We start from the raw sequence: 15373 nt of genomic DNA on the forward strand, positions 1-15373 counted from the left end.
GGTGTTACGTATTCAATAATTGACTTTATATCGGATGGGAATAATAAATCCCCAGCAAGCAGGCTTCTGCATACACGAAGCCCCTTCAAATACCGATTTGAATACGGCGGGAGCCGCAACGCGGCGAAGGCCGACGCCTCGCGCCGGGCAAAGCAAACCGTGCCGACATGGCATCACAGACCAACCGATTTTGACTTGGCTTCGGGTCTTCGGTCCCGAGCCGACATGCTTTTGATCCTTCAATTCCTGGACGCACAAGGAACCAGATCATGATGATGAACAGACGGACTTTCTCGGCTGCCCTTGTTGCCGGCGCCGCCGCTTCTCTGCTTGCTACCCGCGGTATGGCCGCGACATCCGCTTCCGTTAAGGCGCGCAACGTCGTGCTGGCGCACGGGCTGTTTGCCGACGGCTCGTGCTGGACCGAGGTGATCGCGCGCCTGCAGGCGGCCGGGCTCAATGCCACGGCGGTGCAGAACCCGCTGACGACGCTGCCTGAGGCGGTCGCTGCCGTGAAGCGGGTGCTCGACCGGCAGGATGGCCCGACGGTTCTGGTCGGGCATTCGTTTTCCGGCATGATGGTCACTGAGGCCGGCGTGCATCCGAATGTTTCGGCGCTCGTTTATGTCGCTGCACGCGCCCCGGATGCCGGCGAGGATTATACCGCTCTCGCCAAAACCTTCCCGACGCCGCCGGCTTCCGCCGGCATCGTCTTCGACGGCGATGAGGGACGCCTCAGCGAGGCCGCCTTCCTGCGCGACTTTGCCGGCGACCTACCGGAAGCCAAGGCAAAGGTGCTCTATGCCGTGCAGGAACCGTTCCAGAAGGCGCTGCTGACAGGCAAGACGACGCAGGCGGCCTGGCGCTCGAAGCCAAGCTGGTATGCCGTTTCCACCGAGGACAGGACGATCAACCCGGATCTCGAACGCTTCATGGCCAAGCGCATGGGGGCGAAGACGATAGAGGTGAAGGCCAGCCACCTGTCGCTGATCTCCCACCCTGACGAGATCGCCCGGCTGATCATCGAGGCGGCGGGGCAGAACACGAACTGATCCCAGCGGCCGGCGAAGCGGCGATGCCGTTTGCCGGCTTGCTTTGGCGATGGCCATGATGCCGCGAGGGTCGTGTCTCGACCCGTTCCGTCATTTCGGGTTTCAGCAGGTCGACGCTTCTTCGTCTCGCTACAGCCACCGCCTGATGCGGGCCTTGTAGGCGAGATAGACGTCACCGAATTTCCGCTCGAGATAGGCCTCCTCGCGGGCGACCACGCCGTAGCGGATGACGAGGTAGAACGGCACCAACAGGATGATGAGCCACAGGCTGTCGAAAGCGATTGCGAGGCCGATGAGGCCGAGGAACATGCCGATATAGATCGGGTTGCGCGTGAAGCGATAGGGGCCTTCGTCGACGATCGTCGTCGTCGGCCGGCTGAGCTGGACCTGTGTCCCCGCCCGGCGGAAGGTTGCTGCCGCCCAGATCAGCAGCGCCAGGCCGGCGAGGAACACGATGCCGCCAAGCTCGCCGGCAGGCATGGCCGCCGGCAGGAGCGGCAGCGCATAGAGCCAGTCGAGCGCAAGCCCGGCGGCGACCGTCAGCGCCCAGGCGATCGGCGGCCGCACCGCCGCGCCTGAACTGTCGCGCAAATTGCCGTTCGCCTCGTTCATGCCACCCCCTCCGGTCTCCCGGTCTCTGGAATTCCAGCGCATGGGGAGCGTGTTTCGTACCATTTGTCGTGGCCCCTCCACCGGTGGAGTCTACCTCGTTTCGAGAGAGATTTGAAGGCGGAGAGGCGCGGTCAAAGTTCGGAACAAGAGGCGGCCGCGGGTGTTAACCCGGCGAGCCTGCATCGAGTTTGCAGGCCCCTTCGTTTGCGAGAAACCACTATGGCCATCCACTTCAATCATACCATCCTGTCGGCTCACAACAGCAAGGCCTCGGCAGATTTCCTGGCCGATATGTTAGGACTGCCGGCGCCGAGGCGCTGGGGGCCGTTCCACATGGTCACGACCGACAACGACGCCAATCTCGACTATATGGAAACGGAAGGTCAGATCGTCCGCCAACACTACGCCTTCTTGGTCGGTGACGCTGAATTCGAGGCGATATTCAATCGAATTCGCGAGCGGAACCTGAGCTACTGGGCCGACCCCGGTCAGCGGAAGCCTGATGAGACCAATGACCACGACGGTGGGCGCGGGGTCTATTTCGAAGATCCGAACGGCCATCTGCTCGAAATCATCACGCGTCCCTATGGCAGCGGCGGCTGGAATCCGTGAGCTTGGCGCCAAGGGAGGCGACCCCGGTGCCGATCACGGACAATCATACCAGGCGGCGGCATTCCCTGATCGGCGAGAGGCCGCCGCTCCTCTCATATCGGTCTGCGCAGCGGCCTGAACGCTGCTCGAAGCTCGGCGGAGAAGAGCTCCGGCTGCTCCCAGGCGGCGAAGTGGCCGCCCTTGTCGACCTTGTGGAAATAGATAAGGTTGCGATAGGCGCGACGGGCCCATGTCTCCGGGGCCTGATAGCTCTCCCCAGGAAAGACGGTGATGGCGACCGGAAGCGCGATCTTGGAGGTCTTCTCCCCGGCAGCAAGGACGGGACTGCGCCCGCCGCCATATTCCCAGTAGATCCGGGCCGAGGAAGCGGCGCTGTTGGTCAACCAGTAAAGCGTGATGTCGTCGAGCACCTCGTCGGGAGACTTTTCGGGATCGCTGCTGTCGTAGGTCCAGTGCGTGAAGCCTGGATGACCGAGCGTCCATGCCGCAAGGCCGGCCGGGGAATCCGATATGGCGTAGCCGATGGTCTGCGGCCTCGTGCCCATCATCGTGGCATAGGACCTGTTCCCCATCTTGGCTGCGGCGCTGAGGGCATCGAACGCCGCGCGTTCCTCGGTGGAGAGTCGCTGCGGCGCCGGCCCGCCCGCGGCGAGCACCGCGGCAACTTCGGGCGGCACGACAGCCGGCAGGTTGATGTGGATGCCGAGCAGACCTTGTGGCGCGAGCCGTGCCATCGCGCCGGAGACCGGCGAGCCCCAGTCGCCGCCCTGGGCGACGTAGCTGCTGTAAGCGAGGCGCTTCATCAGTTCCGCCCAGGCCCGCGCGATGCGGTCCGGCCCCCAGCCGGTGCCGGTCGGCTTGCCGGAGAAGCCATAGCCCGGCATCGACGGAATGACCACGTCGAACGCATCTTCGGCGCGTCCGCCATGAGCGGTCGGATCTGTGAGCGGGCCGATGATCTTGAGGTTTTCGAATACCGATCCCGGCCAGCCATGGGTGATGATAACGGGCAGGGCATTCGGATGTTTCGATTGGACGTGAATGAAGTGGATGTCTATGCCGTCGATCTCGGTGATGAATTGCGGCAGCGCGTTCAGCTTCGCTTCCGCCTTTCGCCAGTCGTAGCCGGTGCCCCAATAATCGACGAGCGGCTTGATCTTTTCGAGCTGTATGCCCTGCGACTGGTCGTCGACCGTCTCGCGTTCGGGCCAGCGTGTTGCCAGCACGCGCCGGCGAAGGTCGAGGAGGTCCACCTCGGGAGTGTCGACGCGAAACGGGCGGATCGCATCTCCCGTGGCAGCCGATGCCGGATAGGACGGAAACAGGCTGGTCGCGCCCGCGGTGGCGATCCCGATCGCCGCGGTGGTCAGGAACCTGCGCCGGTCGCGGTTCAGGGATTCCGAGCCGGCACTTGTGAGCATTTTGAAGAGCATGGTCATGGCATTGTCTCCTTTGAAGCAGACGCCTTGGGCAACTTCGATGAGTTCGGCCGTCGTCAGAATAGCATGGGCGCAGGTCGGGCCGTTCAGCTTGTGCGCAGCATGCATCATTAGGTGCGAGAAGACGGCCGTCGCGTCGCTCGCCAGGGTCGGGAAATAACCGAGTTCCATGGCGAAGCCGGCGGTGGATTCGATACAGGTATTCCCGCCGGATCATCTTGATGCGAGGCCGGCCGTATTGCGCAGGTGATCGGGATGCGTACCGCCGCCCATACTTCTCTCCACCATCGCGACGATGGTTTCGAAGAGTTCGTTCTTTGCCTCGACGGCGGTGATGTCGCCCGACGCGGCGGCATAGGAGAGGGCTTCGGCAGCACCGAGCATGGCCCAGAGGCCGGGCGCGGCGATCGTGCCGGCGCCGGCGAAGGGCGAAAGCGCAATGCGGCATTTCTCGATGAAGACGGCCTCATATTCGCGCTTGATCCTTTCGAGTTCCGGCGAGCCAGCGAGCGCGGCAATGACGCCGGGGATTTCGCGGCCCTGGAGAAGCACGCAGTCGACATAGGAGGCGGCGATGACCGCGGCCCGGTCGGCGAGAGATGGCTGGCTTGCCGCAAGGGCTGCGTCCATCACTGTCGTCTGGCGGGCGTCGAATTCGCGGTAGAGCGCTGCGAGCAGGCCGGGGCGGGTTTCAAAATGATCGTAGACCACGGGTTTCGTCACGCCCGCCTGCTCGGAAAGCCGGCCAAGGGTCAGCGCTTCCGTTCCCTCGTCGCGGGCAATCTGCCAGGCGACGTCGAGAAGCTGGCGATGCCGGTCCTGCCGCGACAGGCGGCGGCGCCGCTGCGGATCGGTCGGCTGATCTGTTGTTTCGGCGCTTGACATCACTATATACCAAAAGTAACTTACTGAAAGTAGCTTACCAAAGGTATACAGCCCGCGACTTCCGTCCGCAATCATTCAAAAGGAGTTTTTGCCATGCACGCGCTCATCGTCGTCGCGCATCCCGATCCCCGGTCGCTCACCCACGGCGTCGCCGCGCATCTTGCCGAGGGTATCACGCTCTCCGACGCCGGCCATTCCGTCGAGATAGCCGATCTCGCGGCCGAGGGCTTCGATCCCCGGTTCACCGCGGCCGATATCGCCCTGCATCTGAGGGAAGGGGCGCTGCCCGCCGACGTTGCCGCCGAGCAGGCAAGGATCGACCGCGCCGATGCGCTGGTGCTTGTCTATCCCGTCTACTGGTGGTCGATGCCGGGGCTGCTCAAGGGGTGGATCGACCGGGTGTTCACCAATGGCTGGGCTTATGACGATCGCGCGGATGCCGGGCTGGTGAAGCTGCTTGGCCGTCTGCCGGTGCATCTGGTCGGCATCGGCGGCGCCGATGCCGGGACCTATATGCGGCACGGCTATTTCGGCGCGATGAAGACGCAGATCGATCACGGGATCTTCGACTATTGCGGCGCCCGCGTCGTGACATCCGAGTTCATGCTCGAAGCCGGACCGGACCATGCGACCGCCCATCTCGATGCGGCGCGCGCCATCGGCCGCAGGCTCTTCGACATATCCGGGCAATGCGAGGCGACTGACGCCGCGTAAAGGTTTCCGGCATTCAAGCAAGGTTTATCGGCTGGCGCGGGCGAAGCCTTGCGCCGCCAGCTTTTTCACGAGACAAGCCTTGGATGAGCATTCCCAAGACACATCCCTTCGATTTCGACCCGACCTATGGCATGCAGCTCGATGAGCTTCTTGCGGTCAAGCCGCCCGAGGCGCCTGAAGGTTTCGACGATTTCTGGAGGGCGCGGTATCTCAAGGCGTTGGCGGTCGATCCGCAGCCAGTACTGCGTCGAAGCAAGATCGCCCATCCCGATTGGCATGTGCTCGATCTCGTTTATATCTCGACCGGTTCATACAGGATCGGCGGCTGGCTCATCCTGCCGCGTCAGGGGGAGGTGCGGCGCGGCCTCGTCGTCGGGCATGGTTATGGCGGGCGGGATCGGCCTGAATTCGATCTGCCGGTCGAGGAGACGGCGGTGCTCTTTCCCTGCTGCCGCGGTTTGTCGCTCAGTGCCCGTCCACCGATTTCTGAGAACCCCTCCTTTCATGTGCTCCACGATATCGACAAGCCTGATAGCTACATCATCGGCGGCTGCGTCGATGATATCTGGCTTGCCGTCTCGACGCTCACGGGTCTCTATCCTTGGCTCTCGGGGCATATCGGCTATAGCGGCATCAGCTTTGGCGGCGGCATCGGGGCGATGGCGATCGCTTACGACCAGCGCATCGATCGCGGCCATCTGGCGCTGCCGACCTTTGGGGATCAGCCGCTGCGACTGACGCTGCCGAGCGTCGGCAGCGCACAATCGGTGCAGGAATATCATAAGAAACACCCGGATGTGCTTGGGACGCTTCGCCTTTACGATGCGGCAAGTGCTGCTTCCCGGATCAAGGTGCCGATGCTGACGGCGGTTGCGCTGTTCGATCCTTCGGTCGCACCACCCGGCCAGTTCGCTGTCGCAAATGCGATACCGAAATTTAATGAAATCTTCATCCTGGATGCCGGGCATTTCGATTACCCTGGAAGTGTTGAGCAAGAAGCGGTTCTCCGCGAAAAGATCGGACAGTTTTTCAGGGTGCCATGAACCGCGAATATCTGCGCTGGTACAGTCAGCGCCTGCATCGAGTCATGGAGATGCTGGTGTTCGGCCATGCCGGCGCCAAGGTGCTGGTTTTTCCGACGCGGGACGGGCGTTTCTTCGAATATGAACAACTCGGCCTAGTCGCCAGCCTCGCCGACAAGATCGAGGCCGGCCAGCTTCAACTCTATTGCATCGAGGGGCTGGCAACCGAAACTTCTATGCCTTCCACCACCATCCGGCAGAGCGCATCCGCCGCCATAGCGCCCTGGAGGAATATATCCTCAACGAAGTGCTGCCGCTGATGGCGGCGAAGAATTCGCATGACTGCACCATCGTGCACGGCTGCAGCCTCGGCGCCTTCCAGGCGGCGAGCCTGTTCTTTCGTCATCCGCATCTCTTCCGCAAGCTCGTCGCTTTTTCCCGCCGCTACGACCTGACGATGAAGGTGGAATCCTTCGGCGACCTGTTCGACGGCTATTGCGATGACAGCGTCTATTTCCACACGCCGGCGCATTTTCTTCCAGGGCTCGGCAGCGACTGGCGGCTCGACAGGCTGCGCGAGAGCGATATCGTCCTCACCATCGGCAACGCCGACCCTTTCCTCGACAACAACCGCTATCTGAGCCGCCTGCTCGGCGAGAAGAATATCGGCCATCAGTTGCATGTCTGGGATGGACGCGGCCACCGCGCCGGCGCCTGGCGGAAGATGGCAGCGCTTTACATCTGACTGACTTGTTGGGACGCGGTCACAGCCAATGCAGTGCTGCGGTCGCCACTGGCGCGTCCCAGAGGGCGATCTCCTCGTCGCTCAGCAAAGCAAGGGTGACCGACAGTCCCTGCATGTCGAGCGAGGTGACGTAGGTTCCCACAAGCGAGCGCTCGATCGGAATGCCGCTTTCCTCGATGAAGCGGCGGGCGCCGTTGTAGGCGAGGTAGAGTTCGGCCGGCGGCGTACCGCCGAGGCCGTTGACGAAGAGCAGTGCTTTTGCGTCCGGCGTCACTGCGATGTCGCCGGCGATGGTCTCGCAGAGATGGCCGATGATCGCGTCGGCGGCGGCGAAGGGCTGCCTGGCATGGCCGGGTTCGCCATGGATGCCGACGCCCATTTCCATCTCGCCAGGTCCGAGCGCAAACGTCGTGCGCTCGGTCTGCGGCACCGTCACGCCGTTCAGCGCGACACCCATCGAGCGGATGCGGGTGTTCAATCCCTTGCCGAGCTGCTTCAATTCGGCAAGCGACATGCCGCGTTCGGCCGCAGCACCCAGGAGTTTTTCGACGATCAGCGTTCCGGCAACACCGCGCCGGCCATTGCCTTCGCCGGACCATGACGTCTCGATATCGTCGCTGACGACGACCATGTCGAGGCTGTGGCGGTCGCCGGCCATCTCGATCGCCATTTCGAAATTCATCAGGTCGCCGTCGTAGTTCTTGACCACAAGCAGGCAGCCGGCGCCGGTATCGGCCTCTTCGATCGCGGCAATGATCTGGCTCGGTGTCGGCGAGGTGAAGATATGGCCGACGCAGGCGGCATCCAGCATGCCGTGGCCGACGAAGCCGATATGCATCGGCTCATGGCCGGCGCCGCCGCCTGATATAAGCGCCACCTTGCCAGGGGTGAGATGGCGGCGGCGGATGCATCTGCGCTCAGGCCCGAACACCACCAAGGCCTCATGGGCGCGCACGAAGCCTTCGACGCTTTCGGCGACCATGGTTTCCGCAGTGTTCATGAACTTCTTCATCAAGCCCCTCCCCAAGGCCAAAAGCATTACGTTACGTTAAGCGGCCTGCATGTCATTCCGCACCCGATATCGCGACGATCTTCTGCACCAGATCGGAGATCGCCTCTTCCAGAAGGCGGTTTTTCCTGTCGTCGCCGAAGTCGGGCACCATCAGCGACAGGTGCCGCAATTTCTCGGAATGGCCGAGATCCGGCAGCTTGCCGGGATGGGCCGCCTGATAGGCTTCGAGAAAGCGCTCCTGTTCGGCGGCGCTGAAATGGCAGACGCGGACGATCGTCGCGAGATGGCGCGCCGGCAGCGGCGTTGCATAGGTCGGGCTGGTGATCTGGGTGACGAAGCTGCGATGTTTTCCAAGCGCCGTCGCCAGGCGCTGGCGCGTGCCGGATGGCCTGTTGTCGATGATCTGCGCCAGAATGGACTTATAGGCGATAATGGCGTCTTCGGTGTCTTCGCGCGCCATTCTACTCTCCGGCTGCCCTTGTGCCATCGGCGTTGAGGCCGATGATCGCCGATCTTATCGCGGGACGCCGGGCCGGCGCCACGGAAAAATGCCGGAGGCCGGCGGCGAGCAAGCCCGGCAAATAGCTGGGATCGCCGGCCATGTCGCCGCAGATGCTGACCGGCTTGCCGGCGGTCAGCTTCACCGCCTGGGCAATCAGCCGGAGCACGGCGGGTGCCGCCTTGCCGGCATCGGCGTCGATATCGTCGCGGGCGGAGGCGGCAAGATATTGGGTGAGGTCGTTGGTTCCGAACGAGAAGAACGCCGCCGCCCCGAAGGTGTCGAGCATCAAGGCGGCGGCCGGCACCTCGACCATCATGCCGATCGGCGGCATCCGGTGAAGCAGGGCGCGGCGGCCGAGCTTTTCGGCTTCCTCGCGGAACAGCTCGCGCATCCTGTCGATTTCATCGGGAAAGGTCACCATCGGCAGCATCACCGAAAGCCTGCCGAAGACGGCGGCGCGCAGCAGGGCGCGGGCCTGGACGCGGGCGATTTCTGGCCGGGCAAGCAGCAGCCGGATGCCGCGCAGGCCGGAGGCGAGAGCCGGCAGGTCTTCCAGGCCGGCGAGCGGCTTGTCGCCGCCGATATCGAGCATGCGGATCGTTACCGGCCTGTCGCCCGCCTGCTCCAGCACGCGGCGATAGATCGCCAGCTGCCGTTCCTCATTGGCGGCATCGGCGACCGAGGTGATTGAAAATTCCGAGCGCATCAGGCCGACGCCTGCCGTTGCCGGATCGAGCGCGTCGATCTCGGCGGGATCGTTGATGTTGATCGAGAGCAGGATCGGCACGCCGTCGGCCGTGCGCAGTTCGCCGCCGGTGGTTTGCGTGTCGCCGGCGGGTTCTTGTGCAGGCACCAGGGGCGGGATGAGCATGCTGCCCGCCTGCAGGATGACCGCACCGGCGTTGCCATCCACGCTGACAGGATCTCCGTCTGCGGCTGAAAAGCGGCCGGTGCCGATCACCATCGGCACCGATTTCGCCCGGGCTAGCAGGGCGACATGGCCGGCGGTGCTGCCTGCGAACAGCGCAATGCCGCCGCCTTTCGACCAGTCATGGGCGAGAAAGCGGCTCGGCTCCATGTCCTTGCCGATAAAGACCGAGCCGGGCGGGAAATCGGCGATCGGGGTGCCGGCGAGTGCGCCCAGCACACGGTTCTTGATGTCGAGAATATCGACGGCGCGCGCCCGCATCTGCTCCTCGTCGGCCGCCTCGAGTTCACCGATATAGGCGTCGAGGGTGGCGACCCAGGCGAAGACGACGTTCTCGTCGGCTTCCATGCGCGCGCCTGTCGCTTCCGCGATCGAGGGATCGCGCAGCACCTCGATCTGGAAATCGATGATATCCCGGCTTTCGGCATCGGCTCCATCGGCAAGGTGCTCGAGTTCGCCGATTGAGATGTCGATCGCCTTCTCCAGCGCGCCGTATCCACCGACGGCTTGGGATGCAGGGGCGGCGTCCGGCCGCTCGGCAGCGGAAGGAGCCTTCGGCTCCTCCGCGAGAAAGGCCGGGCCGGATGCGATGCCCGGGGATGCGCTCTTCGCTTTCAGTCTAAGCGGTTCGGCCATGTTTCTTTTCCTCATCGAAGTTGCGCTCGATGAGTTCCTTCAGCGCGCGGATCGCCTCTTCGGCGAGGATGCCGTCGGCGCGGATCCGGAGGATCGACCCTTTTCGGATTTTCGCACCCATGATCTTGATGATGCTCTTGCCGTTCAGCCAGACGTCGCTGCCGTTGACGGCGATTTCGATCGAACAGGGGAAGGACTTGGCAAGCCGCGTGAAGGTAACGGAGGGGCGGGCATGCAGCCCGACGCCGTGCTTGACTTCTACCTCCGTCTGGCAATTCACCTTAAATGGCTCGGGCAATGGACCGGGCTCCTGTTTTTCACTACGCAATCCGCTCGTCATCAGGGGGACAGTTCCTCGGCTGTGGCGACGACCTTGGCCAGCGACGCGCCCCCCGACGCTTCAGCGGCGGCGATGACGGCGCCTTCGACCAGCGGCGCGTTGCAGATGGAGACGAGGGCTGAGCGGGGAAGGCCCAGCATTTCGATCGCCATTTCGCTGTTGGTTTCGGCGCCGCCGAGATCGACGAAGACGGCGACGCCGGCATCGGACCAAGCCGCCTCCATCGCCCTCAGGATACCGGCGGCATCGGTGCCGAGTTCACCGTGGACGTTGCCGCCCGACCAGGCGAGCGGCACGCTGTCGCCCACCATCTGCCTAACCATGTCGGCGATGCCCCGTGCCACCAGCGGCGAGTGGGAGACGATCACGATACCCACATTTGCGGTCTTCCCATTCATTGCGGACGGTGCTCCCCGAGATAGCGGCAGATCGCCGTGGTCAGCAGCGCGCAGCTCGACGCGCCGGGATCGACGTGGCCGATCGAGCGGTCGCCGAGATAGGCGGCGCGCCCGCGCATTGCTTTCATCGCCGCAGTCCTGATGGCGGAGCGTTCGGCCCTGCGGGCGACGTCACCGAGCGGCGACTGTTTGGCGAGTGCCGCATGCACGGGATAGAGTACGTCGAGCAGGGTCTTGTCGCCGGCATGCGCGCGCCCGCGTCTTGCCACAGCGTCGATCGCCTGTTTCAGCACCAGCGAAAAATCGGCCGTCTCCTCACTCTTGCGAAGCTCGCGGCCGATCTCCATCAGGAGCGTGCCGTAGAGCGGCCCGGCCGCACCGCCGACATTCATCACCAGCGTCAGGCCGATCTTTTCCATGGCGTCGGGGAAGGGCAGGCTGGACAGGCTTTCGCCTTCGGCGCTCACTGCCTCGCAGCCGCGCCGCATATTGGTTCCGTGGTCACCATCGCCGATGGCGCGATCGAGCGCGCAGAGATGATCGCTGTTTTCAGCGATCGTCGCGCGGCACACTTCGATTAATCCTGCCAAAAGCACCGGTTCCGCCTGCACTGCCGTCCTCCCTGTCGCCGCGCCTCCCGCGGGCTTTCAAACTCTACTCCGGTCAGGCGAGGCTTGCCACCACGCCGAACGCGCCGGCAACCGCGACGGCACCCGGATCGGCAACGCCCGCCAGAGCCCTTTCGCCGACATAGGAGGCGCGTCCGGCTCTGGCCTTCATCATCGTCTTCGTCGATTCGGCGCCGGCTGCCGCGGCCCTTGCCGCGGCGGCGACATCGCCGGATGCGAGCGCCTGCAGGGCCGGCGACAGCGCATCGACCATCGTCCGGTCGCCGACTGCGGCTCCACCATAGAAGGTCATCCTGTCGAGCCCGGCAAGAAGGGCGGCTGATATATCGGCCTTGTCAGCCATCGCCTTTGCCGCGGCGGTGAAGAAGATCGACAGCAGCACGCCACTCGATCCGCCCATGCTGGTGCCGAGGATATCGCCGAGCGAGGCAAGCGTTGCCGCCGGCCGGTCGAGCGGCAGCGTGTCGAGGCGGGCCAGCACGCTGCGGGCGCCCGTCGCCACCGTCGAGCCGGTATCGCCATCGCCGACGCGGCCGTCCAGGCGGTTGAGTTCTGTTTCCTGCGAGATCAGATGCTCACAGAGCGCCGTGATCAGACGCCGGTTGCGGAGATTATCCCCGGCCACTGGCGCGCCGTTCAGTCCGGCTGATGTTCTCGGTGCGGCGATGACCTCGATCTCGTGGCGTTCGACGGCCGGCATCCAGGCATGCGGTTCGACCGCTGCCGTCAGCGCTGCCTCACGCACGGCGTCCAGCCGGATCAGCGACAGCGAGAAGCCGTTCATGTTGAGCGCCGTCATCATCGGCGCCGGGCCGATGATCAGCCGGACGCGGCGGCCAAGCGGCGAGGACAGCACGGCATTGGCGATGACGGTCATTTCGAGCGGCGGCACGGCGCCGAGATTGTTGATCAGGAGGGCATGGTTTCCGCCTTCGAGCAGAGTCGGGGTGAGGCGCGCCACCATGGTGGCGACGATGTCGGCGACCGGCTGCAGCGTGATGCGCTCGACGCCGGGCTCGCCATGGATGCCGAGGCCGAGTTCGCCTTCGTCCTCACCGAGACGATCCTCATGGGCCTGGCCGGGCACGCTGCAGGTGGAGAGCGACATGCCGAGCGAGACGATGTCGCCGGCCGCGGCCGCGGCATGGCTTGCTACCGTCTTCAGGTCCTCGCCTCTTTCGGCGTGATAGCCCGCGATCTTGTGGACGAACAGCGTGCCGGCGACGCCGCGCGGCTGGTTGATGCCAGGGATGGCGATATCGTCGGCGACGATGACCATCTCGACGTCGAAGCCTTCGGCGCGCGCCTTTTCGGCGGCGAGGCCAAAATTCAACCGGTCGCCGGTGTAGTTCTTGACGATCAGCAGGGCACCCTTTTCGCCGGCGACGGCGCGGATCGCCGTCAGCACGGCATCGACGCTTGGCGAGGCAAAGATTTCGCCGGAGACGGCAGCGGTCAGCATGCCCTTGCCGACGAAGCCGGCATGCGAGGGCTCATGGCCGGCGCCGCCGCCGGAGATGATCGCCACCTTCGACTTGTCCCAGTCCGCGCGCAGGATCACCTTGATGTCGGGAAAGCTGTCGAGGCGGGCAAGACGACCCTTGCTGCTCGTCAGAAGCAGACCGTCCAAGGCTTCGGTGACGATGCTTTCCCTGCGGTTGAAGAAGTGTTTCATCGATTGAGACCCGTCTGTTTGTTTTTCATGCCGTCATCATGTCTGTTTGCCGGTCAGGACAGGCGCTGTCCAGCCGCATCGAAATAAAGCGGATCGCGCAGCGTCAGGCTGATCCGGTCGCCCGGCGCGATCGCCAGATATGGATCTGCAAGTGTGACGAGCTTGTGATCCCGCGCGGGCTGCTTGGGATCGGCAACCCTGATGTGCAGATGGTTCTGGTCGCCCAGATGCTCGATCCAGTCGATCTCGGCATTAGCGTCCTTGCCGACAATGATGTCGAGATGCTCCGTGCGCGCGCCGACGGTTTTCGTGCCGGGCGGCGGTGCGCCGCCCGGCAAGAGGTCCGCCGGCAGAAGATTGATGTGCGGCTGGCCGAGACGGGCGGCGACATGCAGGTTGGCGGGATTGCCGTAGATCTCGCGCGGCGTTCCGACCTGCATCAGCCGTCCCTCGGCTACGATGCCGATGCGGTCGGCCATGGTCATGGCTTCCACCTGGTCGTGGGTGACATAGAGCAGCGTCGAACCGAGTTCCTTCTGGATGCGCTTCAGCTCCAGGCGCAGTTCGGCGCGCAGCTTGGCGTCGAGCGAAGACAGCGGCTCGTCCATCAGGTAGATCGCCGGCTTGCGCACAAGAGCCCGGCCGATCGCGACACGCTGCATCTCGCCGCCGGAAAGGCGCGTCGAGCGGTTCTCCAGCTTGTGGTCGATCCGGACCATGCGCGCGACTTCGCGCACGCGCCGGTCGATCTCCTGGGGGCTCAGCTTGCGGACCGGCGCCTTCAGCGGGAAGGCGAGGTTCTCGTAAACCGTCATATGCGGATAGAGCGAATATTGCTGGAAGACGAAGGCGACGTCGCGTTCGGCGGGGGCTTCGGCGGCGACATTGCGGCCGCCGATCTCGATGCCGCCGCTATCGGGCTTTTCGAGGCCGGCGATCAGCCGCAGCGTCGTGGTCTTGCCGGCGCCTGTCGGACCGAGCAGCACGACGAACTCGCCGTCGCGGATCGAAAGATCGAGGTCAGCCAAAGCCTGGGTGTCGCCGAAGCGCTTGGCGAGGTTCCTGAGGACGACATCAGCCATGCCGGGTCTCCTGATAAAGCGAGGATGGCACCGCGCGGCCGGATGTGCAGTCGAAGAGCGCGAGTTTCGCCGGGTTGAATTCGAGGCCGACCCTTTCGCCGATCTGGAAGCTGCGATTGGCGGGAACGCGGGCCTTGATCAGCCCACTCTGTGTTTCCACGGCCACGACCTGGTTAGTGCCGAGATATTCGCTGCCATAGACGGCGCCGCGAAGCGCCGAGGCGTCGCTGAAGCGGATATGCTCCGGCCGCACGCCGAGCGCCAGCTCGCTTTCGGCCATGTCCTTATGGATCTCGGGAACGGCGACATCGACGCCGTCGAGCAGGATGGAACGGTCGCCGTTTTTCAGGCCGGAGGTGAAGCGCATGAAGTTCATCGGCGGCGAGCCGATGAAATCGGCGACATACATGGTCGCGGGCTTGGCATAGATTTCCTGCGGCGTACCGAATTGCTCGATGACCCCATGGTTCATGACGGCGATCTTGTCGGCCATCGCCATCGCTTCATGCTGGTCATGGGTGACGTAGACGGTGGTGGCGTGGATGCGGTTGTGCAGTTCGCGCAGCTCGTGAACCATGATCTCGCGGAACTCGGCGTCCAGCGTGCCGAGCGGCTCGTCCATCAGGAAGCACTTCGGGCGGCGAACGATAGCACGGCCGAGCGCCACGCGTTGCCGGTCGCCGCCGGCAAGGCCGGAGACCGAGCGGTTTAGAATGTGGTCGATCTGCAGCAGGCGCGCGGTCTCCTCGACGCGCTGACGGATTTCGGCCTTGGGCATGCCCTGCGACAGCAGCGGGAAGCCAATGTTCTTGCGCACGTTCATATGCGGGTAGAGCGCGAAGAGCTGGAAGACGAAGGCGATGTCTCGGGCGCTGGCGCGGTTGAAGGTGACGTCCTCGCCATCGAGATAGATCTTGCCACTGCTCGGCAGCTCGAGGCCGGCGATCATGCGAAGCGTCGTGGTCTTGCCGCATCCTGATGGACCGAGAAGCGCCAGGAACTCGCCGTCATGGACGGTGAAGCTCGAATCCTCGACGGCGACGAAGCTGCCGAATTCCTTGCGGAGATTTTCAATCCGGATGCCCGCCAT

16 protein-coding genes and 1 pseudogene are annotated in these 15373 nt (G+C 64.1%); 5 read left to right on the top strand and 12 right to left on the bottom strand.

Going from position 1 to position 15373, the window contains the following annotated elements; all coding sequences use genetic code 11:
* Positions 1-269: 269 nt before the first annotated feature.
* The gene (locus tag HFO71_RS04515; RefSeq protein ID WP_077978493.1) at positions 270-1052 is read left to right on the top strand and encodes an alpha/beta fold hydrolase; all 783 of its coding nucleotides are present in this window, start codon (positions 270-272) and stop codon (positions 1050-1052) included.
* A 129-nt stretch (positions 1053-1181) separates the two neighbouring features.
* On the opposite strand, the gene HFO71_RS04520 is transcribed toward HFO71_RS04515, so the two are convergent.
* On the bottom strand, positions 1182-1664 hold the full coding sequence (locus HFO71_RS04520) for a methyltransferase family protein (protein ID WP_077978492.1): 483 nt from the start codon (positions 1662-1664) through the stop codon (positions 1182-1184).
* 219 nt (positions 1665-1883) lie between these two features.
* Between HFO71_RS04520 and HFO71_RS04525 the strand changes: the two genes are divergently transcribed.
* A complete protein-coding gene (locus HFO71_RS04525) occupies positions 1884-2276 on the top strand; it encodes a VOC family protein (RefSeq protein ID WP_077978491.1) in 393 nt (130 codons plus the stop codon).
* 92 nt (positions 2277-2368) lie between these two features.
* Here HFO71_RS04525 and HFO71_RS04530 read toward each other — a convergent pair whose 3' ends face one another.
* Positions 2369-3886 carry an epoxide hydrolase family protein gene (locus HFO71_RS04530; RefSeq protein ID WP_183594407.1) on the bottom strand — a complete coding sequence of 506 codons (1518 nt, stop codon included), beginning with the start codon at positions 3884-3886 and terminating at the stop codon, positions 2369-2371.
* Positions 3887-3928: 42 nt separating this feature from the next.
* Positions 3929-4600, bottom strand: a complete 672-nt coding sequence (locus tag HFO71_RS04535) for a TetR/AcrR family transcriptional regulator (protein ID WP_077978490.1) — start codon at positions 4598-4600, stop codon at positions 3929-3931.
* Between the two features lie 93 nt (positions 4601-4693).
* Here HFO71_RS04535 and HFO71_RS04540 point away from each other — a divergent pair, with 93 nt between their 5' ends.
* From HFO71_RS04540 to HFO71_RS04550, 3 genes and pseudogenes are all read left to right on the top strand, one after another.
* The gene (locus tag HFO71_RS04540) at positions 4694-5314 is read left to right on the top strand and encodes an NAD(P)H-dependent oxidoreductase (protein WP_077978489.1); all 621 of its coding nucleotides are present in this window, start codon (positions 4694-4696) and stop codon (positions 5312-5314) included.
* 83 nt (positions 5315-5397) lie between these two features.
* Positions 5398-6357 (top strand): acetylxylan esterase, encoded by a 960-nt coding sequence (locus tag HFO71_RS04545; RefSeq protein ID WP_077978488.1) that lies wholly within the window; start codon positions 5398-5400, stop codon positions 6355-6357.
* Positions 6354-7081: pseudogene (locus HFO71_RS04550) on the top strand (esterase family protein). The gene HFO71_RS04545 and the pseudogene HFO71_RS04550 overlap by 4 nt, the downstream one beginning before the upstream one ends.
* Before the next feature lie 19 nt (positions 7082-7100).
* Here HFO71_RS04550 and HFO71_RS04555 read toward each other — a convergent pair.
* From HFO71_RS04555 to HFO71_RS04595, 9 genes are read right to left on the bottom strand one after another with little or no spacing between them, the layout of a single operon-like run.
* Positions 7101-8093 carry a dihydroxyacetone kinase subunit DhaK gene (locus HFO71_RS04555; RefSeq protein WP_077978487.1) on the bottom strand — a complete coding sequence of 331 codons (993 nt, stop codon included), beginning with the start codon at positions 8091-8093 and terminating at the stop codon, positions 7101-7103.
* Positions 8094-8145: 52 nt separating this feature from the next.
* The gene (locus tag HFO71_RS04560; protein ID WP_003540656.1) at positions 8146-8553 is read right to left on the bottom strand and encodes a hypothetical protein; all 408 of its coding nucleotides are present in this window, start codon (positions 8551-8553) and stop codon (positions 8146-8148) included.
* Between the two features lies 1 nt (position 8554).
* Positions 8555-10159, bottom strand: a complete 1605-nt coding sequence (locus HFO71_RS04565) for a putative PEP-binding protein (RefSeq protein ID WP_168287641.1) — start codon at positions 10157-10159, stop codon at positions 8555-8557.
* Complete coding sequence (locus tag HFO71_RS04570; protein WP_077978485.1) at positions 10143-10499, bottom strand: HPr family phosphocarrier protein; 357 nt, start codon at positions 10497-10499, stop codon at positions 10143-10145. Before HFO71_RS04570 ends, HFO71_RS04565 begins: the two co-directional genes overlap by 17 nt.
* Positions 10499-10897, bottom strand: coding sequence for a dihydroxyacetone kinase phosphoryl donor subunit DhaM (gene dhaM / locus HFO71_RS04575; protein WP_077978484.1), 399 nt, complete (start codon positions 10895-10897; stop codon positions 10499-10501). Before dhaM ends, HFO71_RS04570 begins: the two co-directional genes overlap by 1 nt.
* A complete protein-coding gene (gene dhaL / locus HFO71_RS04580) occupies positions 10894-11508 on the bottom strand; it encodes a dihydroxyacetone kinase subunit DhaL (RefSeq protein ID WP_077978483.1) in 615 nt (204 codons plus the stop codon). The genes dhaM and dhaL overlap by 4 nt, the downstream gene beginning before the upstream one ends.
* A 52-nt stretch (positions 11509-11560) precedes the next feature.
* Positions 11561-13201: a dihydroxyacetone kinase subunit DhaK gene (locus HFO71_RS04585; protein WP_077978482.1), complete on the bottom strand. Its 1641-nt coding sequence runs from the start codon at positions 13199-13201 to the stop codon at positions 11561-11563.
* 53 nt (positions 13202-13254) lie between these two features.
* Positions 13255-14283 carry an ABC transporter ATP-binding protein gene (locus HFO71_RS04590; RefSeq protein WP_077978481.1) on the bottom strand — a complete coding sequence of 343 codons (1029 nt, stop codon included), beginning with the start codon at positions 14281-14283 and terminating at the stop codon, positions 13255-13257.
* On the bottom strand, positions 14276-15373 hold the full coding sequence (locus tag HFO71_RS04595; RefSeq protein ID WP_077978480.1) for an ABC transporter ATP-binding protein: 1098 nt from the start codon (positions 15371-15373) through the stop codon (positions 14276-14278). The genes HFO71_RS04590 and HFO71_RS04595 overlap by 8 nt, the downstream gene beginning before the upstream one ends.

This window comes from Rhizobium laguerreae (assembly GCF_019778565.1).
Taxonomy (GTDB): Bacteria; Pseudomonadota; Alphaproteobacteria; order Rhizobiales; family Rhizobiaceae; genus Rhizobium; species Rhizobium laguerreae.